This is a genomic window from Pseudomonas sp. GW821-FHT12A04 (assembly GCF_058807755.1).
On record NZ_JBXAQZ010000005.1, the window covers coordinates 168,809 to 184,820 of the forward strand.

The window sequence follows — 16,012 nt, forward strand, 5'->3', positions numbered from 1 at the left end:
GAGTTCGTCATGTCCACCACCGCTTCATCCGCCCCGCTCATCGAGAAACACACGATCGGGTACGTCCCCCCTGAGGATCGCCACGGAAAGGTCAAAGATCTGTTCACCCTGTGGTTCGGCGGCAATATCGCGCCGTTGCCCATCGTTACCGGCGCGCTTGGCGTGCAGTTGTTTCACCTGAACCTGGTCTGGGGCATCGTCGCGATCATTGTCGGCCACCTGGTCGGCGGTGTGCTGATGGCGCTGCACTCGGCGCAAGGCCCGCAGATGGGCATTCCGCAGATGATCCAGAGTCGCGCTCAGTTCGGTTCGCTGGGCGCGTTGCTGGTGGTGGTGATTGCCGGCGTGATGTACATCGGTTTCTTCGCTTCCAACATCGTCCTGGCCGGCAAGTCGCTGCATGGCGTGGTCGAGAGCGTGCCGGTGTCGGTCGGCATCGTCCTTGGCGGCCTTGGCTCGGGGATCATCGGCATCATTGGCTACCGCTTCATCCACGTGCTCAATCGCATCGGCACCTGGGTGCTGGGCCTCGGCATCGTGCTCGGTTTCGGCTACATCCTGACCCACGTGCAGACCGATGACTTCCTGACCCGTGGCAGTTTCAACATTTCCGGCTGGCTGGCCACGGTGTCGCTGGCGGCGCTGTGGCAGATCGCATTCGCGCCCTACGTGTCCGACTACTCGCGCTACCTGCCCAAAGACGTGAAAGTCAGTTCGACGTTCTGGGCGACCTACCTCGGCTCCTCGCTGGGTTCAATCCTGTCCTTCGTGTTCGGCGCCGTCGCCGTGCTGGCCACGCCGGTGGGCATGGACACCATGGACGCGGTGAAACTCGCGACCGGCGCCATCGGCCCGCTGATGCTGGTGCTGTTCCTGCTCAGTGTGATCAGCCACAACGCCCTGAATCTGTATGGCGCCGTGCTGTCGGTGATCACCTTGCTGCAAACCTTCGCCCACCGCTGGATTCCGACTGCTTCGAGCCGGGCGGTACTGTCGCTGATCATCCTCGCCGGTTGCTGCGTGGCGGCCATCGGCGCCTCGGCGGATTTCATCGGGCATTTCGTTGACCTGGTACTGGCGTTGCTGGTGGTGCTGGTGCCGTGGACCGCGATCAACCTCATCGACTTCTACGCGATCCACAAGGGCGAGTACGACATCGCCTCGATCTTCCGCATCGACGGCGGCATCTATGGCCGCTTCAACCCGCAGGCGTTGTTGGCCTACGCCATCGGCATCGTGGTGCAGATCCCGTTCATGAACACGCCGATCTACACCGGTCCCGTGGCCGTGCACATTGATGGTGCGGATTTATCCTGGTTGGTCGGGCTGGTGGTCACCACACCGCTGTACTACTGGCTGGCGAACCGTGATACGGCTTATCGTCGGCGCCAGAACATGGCCAGTCTGATGCCGACCAACAGTTGAGCGGGCCTGTGGCACAGGCGTACCGGGTTGAAATGATTGTGTAATTCGGGATGGTCGTTTGCCGGGCGTATGGCTATGCTCAGCAAGTTTGCCAAACGCCAATGATAACAATCACAGTGAAACCATGAGCCAATCAGACACGCGTGCGACTGTTCTAGCGCTGTATCCAGAAGACTCCCGCGAGGCGGCGGCATTGCTCAAGCAGGCAGTGCCGCTGATGGTTCGTCACAACATTCCGCCCAACCCGGTGCACTACGCGCTCTGGTACACCTACAGCAAGGGCCAGGAGCCGGAGCTCAATCGGCACCTGGACCGGGTGGTCAACGACTTCGACTACTTCCCGCCGGAGTCGGCCGCCAAGCTGTTTCGCGAGTACATCATCCGCGATGAACTGGCGGACGCCCGCTCCGGGCAGCAGGACGCGATCAATCTGGTCGACGACATGGAGCGCGATGTGTCGCGCAGCGTGAAGGGTAACCAGGATTTCCAGGCCAGCCTCGGCCAATACCTGCAGATGCTTGAAGAGCCCGCCAGCGAGCGCTTGCCGAGCATCCTGACCCAACTGCAACAGAGCACCCGGCTGATGCAGGGGCAGCAGGAACACTTCCTCGCCCAGTTGCAATCGGCACAGCATGAAATCAAAAGCCTGCGTGACAAGCTGGAGCGCGCCCAACTGGCCGCGACCCTCGATGGCCTGACCGAATTGCTCAACCGCACCACCTTCAACCGCCAGCTTGAACAGGCCTTGAGCAACGTGGCGACGGGCGTGGCGCTGGTCATGCTGGATATCGACCACTTCAAGCAATTCAACGACCAGTACGGCCACCCCTTGGGCGACCGCGTGCTTCAACATGTCGCCCGGGTGTTGCGCGATTCGCTGCCTGGCGAAGCGTTCGCGGCGCGTTACGGCGGCGAGGAATTTTGCGTGGTGCTCAAGGATTGTCCGGACCTGGCCGCCGCGGGCGCTTTTGCCGAACGCCTGCGTTTGAAAATCCAGTCGCTGCGGGTCAAGGCCCGGGGCACCGACACGGTGCTGGACACCATCACCGCCTCGTTCGGCGTGGCCCATGCACAACCCGGCGATACACCGGAAAGCCTGGTGACCCGCGCAGACGACGCGCTGTACCAGGCCAAGCGCAACGGGCGCAATCAGGTGCGTCAGCAGCCTGACGTAGCGGTCGGGTCGTAGATTTCAGTTTCACGGGGGGCAAGGTCGCTGGCAAAAGTCTACGCTGCTTCCTGGGCATGGGTTAGCGACATACCCATCAGGGTGCAGAACAGCACATCCCGGTGACACGCCACTCAACTCAGAGCCAGTACTCCCAAAGGCGCGCCATCTGCTCCTTGGCTTTCACACCGAGCGAGCGGCTCTGCCACTTTTCCATCTTGATTTCGTTCGACTTGGCCAGATCGGCCAGGAATGCCGCCTGCATTTTTTTTCCAAACCCGGCGCCCAGCACAACAACGTTGACTTCATCGTTATGCAGGAAGCTACGCCAGTCGAGGTTGGTGGAGCCGACAGTCGACCACACGCCATCGATTACTGCTGTCTTGACGTGGAGTAGCGCGTCTTTGCGTTCGTAAAGCTTGACGTTGGCTTTCAGCAGCTCGCTGTAGTAGGCGCGTCCAGCATGGAACACCAGCCACGAATCGGTGCTGCTGGGCAGCACCAGCTTGACGTCGACGCCACGTGCTGCAGCCTCCTTGAGTGCCGCCAGCAACTGCGGGTCGGGAATAAAGTAGGCGTTAGTCAGCCATATCTCGGATTGCGCGCTACGCAGCGCCGAAATCAGCGTGGCATAGATCAGGCTGAACGGCTCATTTGGCGAGCTTCCGATGGCCCGCACCACCTCGGTGCCTTTGCGCTCCGGTGGCGGAAAGTAGTGGCGAGCCGCGAGTGGTTCGCCTTTCTGGGTAGCCCAGGTTCCGATGAACAGCTTCTGGAGTTCCGCAACCACAGGCCCCTCGATGCGCAAGTCGGTATCGCGCCAGGGCAAATCACCATTTGGGCGAGTCTTTGAGTAAGAGTTGAACGAGCTCCCCGAATAGACGCTGCTGATGTTGATCCCGCCGAGAAAGGCAATACGGCCGTCCACGATCAGCAGTTTTCGGTGGTCGCGCTGGTTCACGTCCCAGCCCGCTTTGGCCGTCACCGGATTGACTGGGTTGTACTCCAGCACCTTGACGCCCGCGTCGGTCAATTGAGAGAAAAACGCTGATGATGTTTTAAGGGTTCCGACGCTGTCACGGATCAGATTGACCTGTACGCCTTGCCGTTGCCGAGCGATCAGCGCGGTGGCGAAGCGCTGGCCGACTTCATCATCGTCGAGGATGTAGGTCTCCATGTTGATGTGGTCGCGCGCTGCTTCCACGGCTTTGATCATCGACTGGTAGGTGGTGGGGCCGTCCTGCAGCAAGTCGACCTTGTTTCCTTCCGTCAGCGGGCTGCCGACGATGGACTCTTCGATTGCGAGGTGCACGTCGAAGATGTCGGTCTCTGCGCCGGTTGGCTCGAGTCGCTCGAGAATGGCCTTGCTGCGCTCGGCTGACAGAGGCCCGTGTACCCCGTCGAGCTGCACTGGCGCAGAGGGCGCGCGAGCCATATCGGGCACTATCCTGGGCAATGTACTGCAGGAAACCACAAATGCCAGGAGCACAGCCATGCACAGAGCCAGAGGAACACACACACCCTTACATGTGGCAAAAAGATTCATCAGGCCCCCTCTTTGTGAGGACGGTGATAGCGAGTGGCGATGCCGTCACTTGCTTTGACTACTGCGTAAGGGCAGGGTTCGTCGTCAGAGAGTGCTTTTGGCCGATTGTTGCTTTTCGGGAATGGGTCGATTGCTGCCGAACAAACAAGACCGCCAGTGCGATCTTGCCAGTTCCTTACATCTCCACCTGTGTGCCCAGTTCTATCACCCGATTCAACGGCAACTTGAAGTACTTAAGGTTGCTGTTGGCGTTCTTGAGTAAAAAGGCGAAAAGGCTTTCTCGCCAACGGGCCATACCGATGCGCTTGGTCGGGATCACCGTTTCCCGGCTCAGGAAATAGGTGGTGCGCATCGGGCTGAAGTCCAGCTCGGCCAAGTGACAGAGACTCAGCGCCAAGGGGACATCGGGCTCTTCGATAAAGCCAAAGTGCAGACTGACCCGGAAGAACCCTTCGCCATACGCTTCAACCTCAAACCGTCTATCAGCACTCACACGAGGGCTGTCTTCAGACACCACCGTAAGCAATACCACTTGCTCATGCAAAACCTGGTTATGCAGCAGGTTGTGCAGCAGCGCATGCGGAACGGCATCGGACCTGGCTGTCAGAAATACCGCCGTACCTTGTACCCGATGAGGGGGCTGCGTGCGGATGCTACCGATAAACAGTGGTAGCGGCAGCGCGGTTTCGTCCAGCCGTTCAACAATGATCTTGCGGCCACGTTTCCAGGTGGTCATCAAAATGAACAGACCAATGCCAGCAATCACCGGGAACGCACCGCCCTGGAAGATCTTCGGAGCATTGGCCGCGAAGTACAGGCTGTCTACCAGCAGAAAACCGAGCAGCATCGGAACGGCCAGCCAGCGCGGGGTTTTCCATAGCAGCAGGACGACGGCCGAGGACAGGATGGTGGTGATCAGCATGGTGCCCGTTACAGCGACCCCATAAGCGGCGGCCAAAGCACTGGACGACTCGAAACCAAGTACCAGCAGCACAACACCGACCATCAACGCCCAGTTAACGGTACCGATGTAAATCTGTCCCTGCTCCTGGCTGGAGGTATGCTGGATAAACATGCGAGGGACATACCCAAGCTGGATGGCCTGGTGTGTCAGGGAAAATGCGCCGGAGATCACGGCTTGAGAAGCGATGATGGTTGCCAGTGTAGAGAGTGCGACCATCGGCAGCAGTGCCCAGCCCGGCGCTAGCAAATAAAATGGATTGCGCACCGCCTCAGGGTTTTCCAGGATCAAGGCACCTTGGCCAAAATAATTGAGTACCAGTCCTGGCAATACCAAAATGAACCAGGCGCGGGCAATGGGTTTGCGACCGAAGTGCCCCATGTCTGCATACAGTGCTTCGGCGCCCGTCAGCGCGAGTACCACTGCCCCGAGGATGGCCACACCGATTCCCGGATGAGCGATGAAAAAATGCGCTCCCCAGTATGGATTGAGCGCTTGCAGCACTTCCGGCCGCTGTAAAATGCCATAGACCCCCAGCGCACCCAGCACGACAAACCACAGCACCATCACAGGTCCGAACAGAATGCCGATGCGAGCCGTGCCGTGTTTCTGTATCAAGAACAGCGCCACCAGCACGATCACTGACAAAGGCACGACCCAGTGTTCAATCCCGTCAAACGCCAGCTGTAGCCCTTCAACCGCAGAGAGCACCGAAATAGCCGGGGTGATCATGCTGTCCCCGTAAAAAAGTGCCGCACCAAACAGGCCAAGCAGTACGAGTATTTTACTCATGCGCGGATAAGGGGCGGCTGCGCGGCGAGCCAAAGCCGTCAACGCCATGATGCCGCCTTCACCCTGGTTGTCGGCACGCAGGATGAACAGCACATATTTGATCGAGACGACCCAAATCAGTGACCAGAAGACCAACGACAGAATACCCAGCACGCCGTCGTGGTTGGCCTGAACTCCGTAGTGGCCAGAAAATACTTCTTTCAGCGTGTAGAGGGGGCTGGTGCCAATGTCCCCGTAAACCACTCCGACCGCGGCGACGAGCAAGCCCACTCCTGACGCTTTGGATTGCGAGTTTTCATGTGCTCCGATTGCTGTTTCACTCAAGGGTCGCTTCTCTCGAATTACGGGGAGGAAATACATGCCATCCTTGGGCAAAACGATGCGCCTGGGCCACTGAAGCTTCAAGGCGCATGGACGATCTAAAAAGTCGCGGCCAGTATCTTTGAGGGCGCAAACAGCAGTCGTAAAGAAAGCGTAAAAAATTTACGGCAGATACTCGAAACATCAGATCCAGTGGCTTGGGCCTGTCACGCCCCGGCCCGACGCGTCGTGCGAGCAATCAGACCTGCGTCTCGCCCGGGAACGTCGGCAGCCCGTACGTCAACGCAAGTTCCAAGACCGGTTACAAGGGGTATAACTATCAGAACAAAAGGGGGGTCACCCAGAATAGGCCCTCCAAAGGCAGCGCCCGGTCCGGGCGCCCCAGGCCTGATCGGCGCCTGCGGTGCGGAGCGATGTGATGAGTTCCAGAGCATGGCGATGGGCTCGCAAGAGCTTTCTTGGCTGCATCGAGCTGGCCGTGCTGGTCACTCCACTGTGCGCCAGCGCCATGTTCAAGTGCCAAGCCAGGGACGGAGCGATCAGCTACACCAGCCAAGCCATCGCCGGCGCCCGCTGCACTCGCCTCAATGGCATGGCGGGCGCCGGTGTCGGCGCCAAGGCAATGGCCCTGCCACGGGTTGTGCGGGACGACACCCCAGGCGCGGTGCGGATCCGGGTGTGGACTTTCATCCACAAGGGTAATCGTCAATATGTGAGCCGGCGCCCCGTCGGGATCTCCGCACGGGTCGATGTCCTTGAGCTCTATTACATCAAGGGCTGCTATCTGTGCATGGCGCCGAAGGATTTCAAGGTCGCCTCACTGCGACTGGACACCCATTCCTATCGGCGGGAGATCGAAGCCGCTTCGGGTCATTATGGTGTCGACAGGGCGCTGGTCCGCGCAGTGATACATGCCGAATCGGCGTTTCGCCCCAACGTCATTTCCGAAGCCGGCGCCCAGGGGCTGATGCAGTTGATGCCCGCCACCGCCGAACGCTTCGCCGTGGACGATCCGTTCGACGCACGACAGAACATTCGTGGCGGCGTGCGCTACCTGGCCTGGCTGCTCAAGCGCTTTAACGGCAACCAGATGCTGGCGTTGGCAGGTTACAACGCCGGCGAAGCGTCCGTGGTCCAGTACAACGGGGTGCCTCCCTACGCCGAGACGCAATCCTACGTCACCCTCGTGCAGTCCTTGACCGAACGCTATCGCAACCATAACGGCCGTCCGTGAGGGGCAGAAACCGGCCAGGAGCGGACCTCGAACACATCACCTGATCGGCTGTTTTTATAGGACGAAGCGGTCACCCGTGTTCCGCTGCCAACATTGACCTGAACTGCGAAATGATCTCTGAAGATAACCCGGCAGCTTCGAACACTGCGCAGGTAAAGCTAACGGGAGCAGGACCTGGAGCAGTTATGATGCGGTCGGCAACCACCGCTACTTGACTGCTTCGATAAAGCGTGGCCCCGTCATAACCTACGGCATTCTGTTGTAAGAAGTCAGCGCTGTTCGAAGTATGAGGGACCGTGTCGAGAAGCCCGGCCCTCGCAAGTGCCAGCGTCCCCCCACAGATACCGGCAATTGTCGCTCCACTTGAACGACTAGCATGAAGAAAGTCCCGAATATCCGGTGCATCTGCACGCTCCCAGATCATTCCACCGATGACGACAACAACGTCCGGCTTCCAGTCCAGGCATTGTTGCAAGCTGCTATCCACAGTTACAGCCAATCCGCCCTGCGAGTGGAACTGCCCCGTAGTAGAGGTGAAAAACCTGACGTCGATCCCGTAAAACGGGGATGCGGTTCCTGCAATGAAAGCGTATTCCCAGTCCGCAAAACCGGGTGTCAGTATCAAGCCCAAGCGTGCCATCAGTCCGAATCCTCCATGAAAACGAACAACATAAAGCGACAACAAACAGATCTCAACGTCGGCTTCGAGTCTATTGTGTTGAAAAAAATCCCAACGCCATCCTGACTGTTACTGGACTTGAGAAAAAATCAATGAAGTTGCCGTTGCCTCTGTAGTTCCCTCTGCAACCAGGTGCTTGCCGGTTCTTCGCCTGCCCTCCATCCACATCCGCATGATTGATCCTCGTCCTGAAAGTGAAATGAATGGAGCTACCTCCAACAGATACCATAGAGGACAACCACTGACACGCCTCTGGCCGATTGATGCAGGGAAATGGGATGACTGGAAAAACGGTGGGCAAGTCTGTGCAATCACCCAGCCGGTGGAACTGCAAACCATTCTGGCAATCGAAACCTTAAAGGGCGAGGCGGGCGTAGTATGGGTTACGCATTCGCATTGAACGCCCTGTAGGGCTGTAAAGCCGGGAGGGTTGCGTGGAAAGGGACGCGATGTTCAGGTTCCTCGCGGGCTACCTGTTGATGTGTGCCCTGCTGGCATGGGGGGTGATCCAGGCGTCTCACTGGATTGCTTCTCGCCTGCTGCTGTATTGGATTATTTAGCGCCGACCCTCGCTGCTTCGCTCCTCCTTGTCGATTCTTCCAGTACCACATTGGTGCGATCCACTGTCTGGCCTTCTCCCTCTGACCCTCAGCCTGCTCGATCAGTCGCTGCAATAACAACGCGATCAGGCCGGTTCGCTGAGCCGGCAACTGGCCCCATTCAAGGATTGAGCCAGTTGCCGGTGCTGCCAGGTTAGTGGAACGGAAAGATGTAATTCATCCATGCCGCCATGCGCAGAAGGATTTTGCGCATCATCGCGATGTGGTGGAAATGCTGGCTGTACAACGCCGCCTGGCCGTAGGCGCCGCCGGGCATCTGGTCGGCGTACTGGGCATAGTCGGGATCGGTGATCTCAATGATCACCGGAACCCGGCCGGCCGGTGGTGAACCGGTAAAGCTGATCAGTGTGCCTGACGGTTGGATCTGGCCTTCGGCGATGACCGAAACGACGGTCTTGACCTTGCCTTCGAAAACCTTGCCTGGAATGCCGTCGAAAGCGACCTCGGCCTCGTCGCCCTCGGTCAGGCGCAACAGGCTGTTCTGGCGCATCCACGCGGAGAAGTAATGCCCTTCGGCGGGAATGAAGACCATTGAAGGGCGCAGCGGCAACTTGGTCGCCATCATGCCCGGACGCAGTGAAACATGGGTGACGAAGCCTTTGCTCGGCGCACGGACGGTGGTGTTGTCGAGTTCGTACTGCGCGTTGTCCAGTTGTGCCTTCAGGTCGTCACTGCGAGCGACCACCATATCCAGTTCCCGTTGGGTACTGAAGTTACGCTTGATCAACTCGGTGATCCGGGCGCGATCGGCCTGGGCGGCAATCAGCTGTGCCTTGAGGGATTTCACCCGGTATTCGAAAGGTGCAGGGTCGATGCGAAACAGCACATCGCCTTTTTCCAGGGGCTGGTTGGTCTTCACCGATACATCGATCACCTGGCCGCTGACCACGGGTATCACTGGAACCGATACGAAATAGGACCGCGCCACCTCGGAGTAGGGGTGGTTGTAGTTCATCGTGAAAATCAGCGTGCCGATAATCACGATCCCGCCCAGCACCGCCGTGGGCACCGTCCATTTGTTCAGGGGGATGCGGAAGATCTTGAAGATGGCTACGCAGAGAGCGGCATACGTCAGAATGAGTAAGAGATCCATGGCTCAAATGCCCTCGCCGAGATTGTCCGTTGGCACACGGTTCTGTGCCGTACCCATCGCTGACTCCAGGCGCTCGATCCGGCCTTGCAGCTCGGCGACCTGTTGTTCGAGGTGAACCACATGACTTTTGGGTGAGTGTCCGTCACTGAAACCCCAGCCCCGGTCCTCCCGATAGGCCATCGCCCAGATCCACAGGAACGGCCAGAGTGCGTGCAAGGTGAAGAGGCTGACCCAGCCGGTGGCGTGGATCGCATCCTGGTGAGGGTGGTTGCGGTGGACGGCAATTTCATAGGGGATGTCGTGGAGCAGGATGATCCCGTAGAACAAGAAGAGTCCTACAAATATCAGTACGCCCAGGGCGAAGTATTCAAGCATGAACCAGTCCTCTTGAAGCAGATAGCGTGTGCGCCTGAGTGTAGCCGTTCAATCTACACTTGACGGGGATGCGGATATCCAGCCGGAACAACCGGTACCTGACCGACGAGGTGAGTTCATGCCAACCAATGCTCAATTCGAGAGGGCGCCTGTACTTGACCCTGTCGAGCGCATTACCGAGGTGATCTTCGGCCTGCTGATGGCCATGACGTTCACCGGCACCATCAGCGTGGCCACGGCAGACCAGGCCGCCGAACGCACGATGATGATTGCCGCGCTCGGCTGCAATCTCGCCTGGGGACTGGCCGATGCGGTCATGTACCTGTTGCGCGCACTGGTCGAGCGCACGCGCAGGATCAAGCTGTACATGGCCTTGCGTAATGGCACGGACGCCGCGGTCGGTCAGGCGCTCGTTGCGCAAGTGTTGCCGTTGCAGTTCGCGACGGCGGCCGGCAGTGAGGGCCTGGAGTTGTTGCGCCGTCGGCTGCTCGAGCAGCCCCCCTTGCCGATCAGGGCCGGCCTCGGCTGGAGCGACTTCAGGGGCGCCCTCGGTGTTTTCCTGTTGGTCGTGTGCTCGACATTTCCGTTGGTGGTGCCGTTCATACTGCTCGATCAGACGGCGCTCGCCATCCGCCTGTCCAACCTGATCGGACTCGTGGTGCTGTTCATCGCAGGCTGGCTGCTCGCCAGATACGCTGGCGCCACGCAATGGCAGGGTGGGGTGATCATGGCCGCCACGGGGGGCGTGCTGATCCTTGCAATCATTGCGCTGGGTGGATAAAAACCGGGCATCATTCAACACACTAAAGACTCGTTCTCATTTACAATTGCCCTTCCATTTACGTCGGGCAGCCTGGCATGGATGTTTTCGCCGCAATCCATCTTCATTTATCCCAGTGGGTGATCGAGCCGGTCACCCGGCAGTTCCTGGGCATTTTCGACTTCAACGGCAGACTCGGTCTAGCCTTTCTCTGCATGTCTTACAGCGTCGCCTATTGCCTGTTCCGCTACCGCAAATCCCGGGGCTTGACCGACGCGCGCTCATTCGGGCAGTTCATCGGCGGCTGCCGGGTGTACCTGCATCGCTCGGCGCTGCTCGACTACCGCTACTACTTCGTACTCGCCATCCTCAAGGTTGCCCTGGTGCTGCCCATCGTCGGCCTGGTCGATCCGTACGTCTTGCGTTCAGCGGACTACATCGCGTTCTTCACCCAGCTGTGGGGCGCGCGTACGCAAGTGGAAGAGAACCTGGCGCTGACCCTGCTCTATGGGCTGGGGGTATTTCTGGTCAAGGATTTCAGCCATTACTGGGGCCATCGCGCTTTCCATTCGCGGTATCTGTGGGCCTTCCACAAAGTCCATCATTCGGCGCCCGTGCTGGTGCCGGCGACGGCCAGCCGCGTGCACTTTCTGGAAGAAGTGGTTGAAAAGCTCACGGATATCATCTGCGTCGGTGCATTTGCCGGGGTCTTCTGGTACGCCTGCGGCGGGGAGATCAGCCGCTATACCTTGTTTGGCGTGACCTACATGGTGTTCATCTTCAATGGCCTGGCGGCCAACCTGCGTCACAGCCATGTCTGGTTATCCTTCGGGCCGGTGCTGGAACGGATGCTGAGCAGCCCGGCGCAACACCAGATTCATCACAGCGATGCGCCGCGACACTTCAACAAGAACTTCGGCATCAATCTGTCACTGTGGGACTGGATGTTCGGCACGCTCTACGTCACCCGGTCCACACCCGAGGCCATTCACTTCGGCACCGGTGAACAGGATCACGAGCGTTACCTGACGCTGCAGGGGTTGATCGTCACGCCTTTCGTGGACATCGCCCGCAAACTCCTTCCGGGAAAACCCCCGAAAGCACAGCCTGAAAACGGATCTGATCCGTATTTTTCAGCGCAATCTGCCTCTGTAACGGATACAGCCGCCAGCCCACAATAAGTCTTCGGTACGCCGCTCGGGCAGCACACGCCGCCCCTGTACCGCCAATTCATAGTGTGGGAGGCCCCATGGCCAAGATGACGATTTTTCTCGGCGGTTTTCTGCTGTTGACCATCCTGATCGGTATGCTGGCGACGATTCCGCCGACTTGATTACACCCGTTGCCAATCAGGAACTCTGCCGATCAATATCGCGCCGCAGAACGACAGCGGTGGTGATGTCTTCAACGATTTCGTGACTGGCTACTGCATCTCTGACTCGATTCAGATCATCAATAGTTCGCGATTCGACCTCAATGACCAGATCGAGTTGGCCACTGACCGAGGAGACTCGTCGTACCTGCGAGTTTTGGGCAAGCAGGTCCAGCAAGCTGATTGCGGGTGTGCGTTTCAGGCATACAAGAAGGATTGCGCGAATCACGTTGGCATCGATTTCGCCGATATCAGCTCGGTAGCCTCTGATCACACCATTGCGTTCAAGGTTGATGACTCGCTCGCTGGTAGCACTTCTTGAAAGCCCGATTCTTGCTGCCAAGGCCTTCAGGGCAATTCGAGCCTCTTTGGAAAGAATTTCGAGTATTTCGCGATCTTTCGTGTCCAGGTCGCGCATCAGAACTCCCTAATTTTGCTACCGAAATTGTGCCGGTCGATTCCGACAATATGCAGGCTGAAGCCGACCGTATACCTACTGCCGTCCAAGGCTTTGCGTGCCAAGCTATCTGAAAAAAATGGCTTGGAAAACAATTACCATGACAAATCTTTCCCATCCTGCCCCCCAGTTCTCGACAGGGGATGCCGAAAAACTGAGTGAGCAGCTTTTCAACGTTATCGGTACGGCCACGCCTCTGGATGGCGAGCGCGACCGCAACTACCGGTTGAATACAGGAACCGATGCCGGATGGATTCTGAAAGTTGTTAACTCGACTGAACCTCGAGTTGAAAGCGAGTTTCAGACAGCCATTCTCAGTCACCTCGCCACGCACAGTCCCGAGCTTACCGTGCCTTTTCTCAAGAAAAGCCTTGCCGGTGAATACCTGGCCTCTGCGGTAGCGCCCTCCGGCGAAACCCATGCGGTCCGCCTGGTCAGCTGGTTGCACGGAACACCGCTTGCCGAGGTCGAGCGCACGTTCGAATTGATGCGCAGCCTTGGCCAATCGTTCGGTGAGATAGATCGTGCACTTCAGGGCTTCATGCATCCAGGCGCGGTACGTGATCTCGACTGGGATTTGCGTCACGCCGCACGTTCGAGTTCACGCCTGCATTTCGTGAAAGATCCTGGCAGAAGGGCCATTCTGGAACGCTTCATTGAACGTTTCGAAAAAACCGTTCAACCGAAGCTTTCGCGACTGCGTGCACAAGTCATTCACAATGACGGCAACGACTGGAACATCCTCGTCGATTCCCGCAATCATCAGAAAGTCTCGGGCATCATCGATTTTGGCGATGCGGTCCATACGATTCTGATTGCCGAAGTCGCCATCACCTGCGCCTATTCCATTCTCGACACGGAAGATCCAATCGGCGCGGCTGCCGCCCTCACGGCCGGTTTCCATGAGAAGTACCCTCTGCAGCCGGAGGAGCTTGACGTCCTCTTCAATCTCATTGCGATGCGCCTGGTCACGAGCGTCACCTTGTCGGCATCGCGATACGACCGAACGCAAGACAATCCCTACCTTGGCATCAGCGAAGCGCCGGCCTGGCGCCTTCTGGAAAGGATGGATCGCATGAACCCTCGTCTGGCGACTGCGATCTTGCGTAAAGCCTGTGGTTTTGACGCGATCGAAGGCGCTGGTGCGGTTCGCCGCTGGGTGGCCGAAAACAGCAAGTCCTTCGCGGATATCGTGCGTCCATCCGCTGCGACGATGAACAAGGTCATTGCTCCGTTCGGAGACGCTTCGCATGTGATGACTATCGCTTCAGCCGAGCAACGTCCAGCGCAGGCAACGAAGTGGTGGAACGATTTTTCTGCCGAACACAAGGTGCCGCTCGGTATCGGGCCATGGGGCGAGGAAAGGACCATCTACACCGACACGGCGTTTGAATCACGATTCATTGAAGGGCAGCGTCGGATCCTTCACGTCGGTGTCGACTTGATCATGCCCGCTGGAACGCCTCTCTATACGCCCGTTGCCGGTGTGGTGCAGAGCGTCGAGGTCGAGCATGAGCCGCTTGGTTATGGTGGTTTGATCATGCTCGAGCACTCGCCTGAAGGTTGCCCGCCATTCCTGACGCTGTGGGGGCATATGGCTCATGAAGCCTTGGCGCGGCTCAAGCCCGGTGACCGCCTGGAGGCTGGCGCGCTTGTGGGATACATGGGAGCGGATACGGAAAATGGCGGATGGATTCCCCATGTGCATTTTCAAATGTCCACGGACACAGCGTTGAAAGCGAGCGAATTCATCGGCGTAGGTGAACGGGCTTATCTTGAGGTATGGGCCGACATTTTTCCCGATGCATCGACACTCGCGGGGATTCCTCCGGAAACCTACAGCCAGGACGGACGCACCAAGGCAGAGATTGTTGCGAAGCGTAAGGAGTTGTTGCTTCCAAACCTGTCGATTTCCTATTCAGATCCGATCAAGTTCGTTCGCGGTGACGGGGTCTGGTTGATCGACAACTTTGGTCGGGCGTATCTGGACTGCTTCAATAACGTGTGCCATCTCGGCCACTCCCACCCAGATGTGGTGCAAGCGCTTTCGCGGCAGGCATCACGCCTGAACACGAACACGCGTTATCTGCACGATAATATCGTTGAGTATGCAGAGCGGCTCACGGCTACCTTGCCTGAAGGTCTGGCGGTCGCTTCCTTCGGGTGTTCGGGAAGTGAAGCAAACAGCCTCATGCTGCGTATGGCGCGCAATCACACGGGGCGTAACGATGCAATTGTGCTGGATTGGGCTTACCACGGCACTACGCAGGAACTGATCGACCTCAGCCCTTACAAGTACAAGCGTAAAGCCGGTAAAGGGCGTGCAGATCATGTGTTTGAGGCGGCCGTCCCGGATGCCTACCGTGGTGTGGATCACTGGTCGTTCGAGGAACTTGGCAAGCGTTTCGCTGAAAGCGTGGCGGATCAGATTGAACTCATGCGCAAGCAGGGCAGATCCCCGGCGTTCTTTTTGGCGGAGTCCATTCCAAGTGTGGCCGGGCAACTTTTCTTCCCGGAAAACTACTTGAAAGAAGTCTATGCAATGGTTCGTGCAGAGGGCGGTCTTTGCCTGGCTGACGAAGTCCAGGTCGGCTTTGGTCGCGTAGGTAGCCATTGGTGGGCTTTTGAAACCCAGGGTGTCGTTCCCGATGCAGTGTCCATGGGCAAACCCATTGGCAATGGGCATCCCATGTCGGCGGTTGTGACCACGCGAGAAATTGCAGACAGCTTCAACAATGGCATGGAGTACTTCAATACCTTCGCCGGCAGTCCGGTTTCATGTGCTGTAGGGCTCTCGGTGCTCGATGTAATTGAGCGCGATAACCTGAAACTCAACGCACTTACCGTTGGCAACTATCTGCTTGACGGCTTCCGTAAGTTGCAGCAGCGATACGATGCAATAGGCGATGTGCGCGGGTTGGGTCTTTTTCTCGGGATAGAACTTGTCACGGACCGCAAAACGAAAGTTCCAGCCACGGAGCTGGCCAGGAAAGTAGCCGATGGTGCCAGGGAGCGAGGTATTTTGATCGGTACTGAAGGCCCCCATGACAATGTTCTGAAAATGCGCCCATCGATGATTTTCAGTCAGACAAACGCTGATTTTCTGCTTGAGGTCCTGGACGAAAGCTTTAAGGCCGCACTCCGGTAGATCGCAGAGGGCGGGGCGTGCGACAAGACACCAGGTTGGACGATGTGGCTCCCCGACATAG

Annotated in this window: 12 protein-coding genes; 6 read left to right on the forward strand and 6 right to left on the reverse strand. The window is 58.1% G+C overall.

What is annotated here, in order from left to right; all coding sequences use genetic code 11:
- Nucleotides 1-9 precede the first annotated feature (9 nt).
- Together AC1RS8_RS10235 and AC1RS8_RS10240 are read left to right on the forward strand one after the other, a co-directional pair.
- Nucleotides 10-1,425: a purine-cytosine permease family protein gene (locus tag AC1RS8_RS10235; protein WP_489338710.1), complete on the forward strand. Its 1,416-nt coding sequence runs from the start codon at nt 10-12 to the stop codon at nt 1,423-1,425.
- Between the two features lie 124 nt (nt 1,426-1,549).
- Nucleotides 1,550-2,614: a GGDEF domain-containing protein gene (locus tag AC1RS8_RS10240; protein WP_489338709.1), complete on the forward strand. Its 1,065-nt coding sequence runs from the start codon at nt 1,550-1,552 to the stop codon at nt 2,612-2,614.
- A 118-nt stretch (nt 2,615-2,732) separates the two neighbouring features.
- Here AC1RS8_RS10240 and cls read toward each other — a convergent pair whose 3' ends face one another.
- Complete coding sequence (cls, locus tag AC1RS8_RS10245; protein ID WP_224795422.1) at nt 2,733-4,028, reverse strand: cardiolipin synthase; 1,296 nt, start codon at nt 4,026-4,028, stop codon at nt 2,733-2,735.
- 286 nt (nt 4,029-4,314) lie between these two features.
- The gene (locus AC1RS8_RS10250; RefSeq protein ID WP_090456231.1) at nt 4,315-6,216 is read right to left on the reverse strand and encodes a potassium transporter Kup; all 1,902 of its coding nucleotides are present in this window, start codon (nt 6,214-6,216) and stop codon (nt 4,315-4,317) included.
- Between the two features lie 415 nt (nt 6,217-6,631).
- Here AC1RS8_RS10250 and AC1RS8_RS10255 point away from each other — a divergent pair, with 415 nt between their 5' ends.
- Nucleotides 6,632-7,447, forward strand: a complete 816-nt coding sequence (locus tag AC1RS8_RS10255) for a lytic transglycosylase domain-containing protein (protein WP_489338708.1) — start codon at nt 6,632-6,634, stop codon at nt 7,445-7,447.
- Nucleotides 7,448-7,517: 70 nt separating this feature from the next.
- Here the strand turns inward: AC1RS8_RS10255 and AC1RS8_RS10260 are convergent, their stop codons facing one another.
- The 3 genes from AC1RS8_RS10260 to AC1RS8_RS10270 form a co-directional block, all read right to left on the reverse strand.
- Nucleotides 7,518-8,087 (reverse strand): DJ-1/PfpI family protein, encoded by a 570-nt coding sequence (locus AC1RS8_RS10260; RefSeq protein WP_489338707.1) that lies wholly within the window; start codon nt 8,085-8,087, stop codon nt 7,518-7,520.
- Between the two features lie 792 nt (nt 8,088-8,879).
- Nucleotides 8,880-9,839, reverse strand: coding sequence for an HlyD family secretion protein (locus AC1RS8_RS10265; RefSeq protein WP_150814616.1), 960 nt, complete (start codon nt 9,837-9,839; stop codon nt 8,880-8,882).
- A gap of 3 nt (nt 9,840-9,842) precedes the next feature.
- Nucleotides 9,843-10,214 carry a DUF3302 domain-containing protein gene (locus AC1RS8_RS10270; RefSeq protein ID WP_090456221.1) on the reverse strand — a complete coding sequence of 124 codons (372 nt, stop codon included), beginning with the start codon at nt 10,212-10,214 and terminating at the stop codon, nt 9,843-9,845.
- 118 nt (nt 10,215-10,332) lie between these two features.
- On the opposite strand from AC1RS8_RS10270, the gene AC1RS8_RS10275 reads away from it, so the two are divergent.
- Nucleotides 10,333-10,995: a VIT1/CCC1 transporter family protein gene (locus AC1RS8_RS10275; RefSeq protein WP_090456219.1), complete on the forward strand. Its 663-nt coding sequence runs from the start codon at nt 10,333-10,335 to the stop codon at nt 10,993-10,995.
- 77 nt (nt 10,996-11,072) lie between these two features.
- Complete coding sequence (locus AC1RS8_RS10280; protein ID WP_489338706.1) at nt 11,073-12,155, forward strand: sterol desaturase family protein; 1,083 nt, start codon at nt 11,073-11,075, stop codon at nt 12,153-12,155.
- Nucleotides 12,156-12,323: 168 nt separating this feature from the next.
- Here AC1RS8_RS10280 and AC1RS8_RS10285 read toward each other — a convergent pair whose 3' ends face one another.
- Nucleotides 12,324-12,764, reverse strand: coding sequence for an Lrp/AsnC family transcriptional regulator (locus AC1RS8_RS10285; protein ID WP_102671896.1), 441 nt, complete (start codon nt 12,762-12,764; stop codon nt 12,324-12,326).
- A gap of 139 nt (nt 12,765-12,903) precedes the next feature.
- Here AC1RS8_RS10285 and AC1RS8_RS10290 point away from each other — a divergent pair, with 139 nt between their 5' ends.
- On the forward strand, nt 12,904-15,951 hold the full coding sequence (locus AC1RS8_RS10290; protein ID WP_489338705.1) for an aminotransferase class III-fold pyridoxal phosphate-dependent enzyme: 3,048 nt from the start codon (nt 12,904-12,906) through the stop codon (nt 15,949-15,951).
- Nucleotides 15,952-16,012 lie beyond the last annotated feature (61 nt).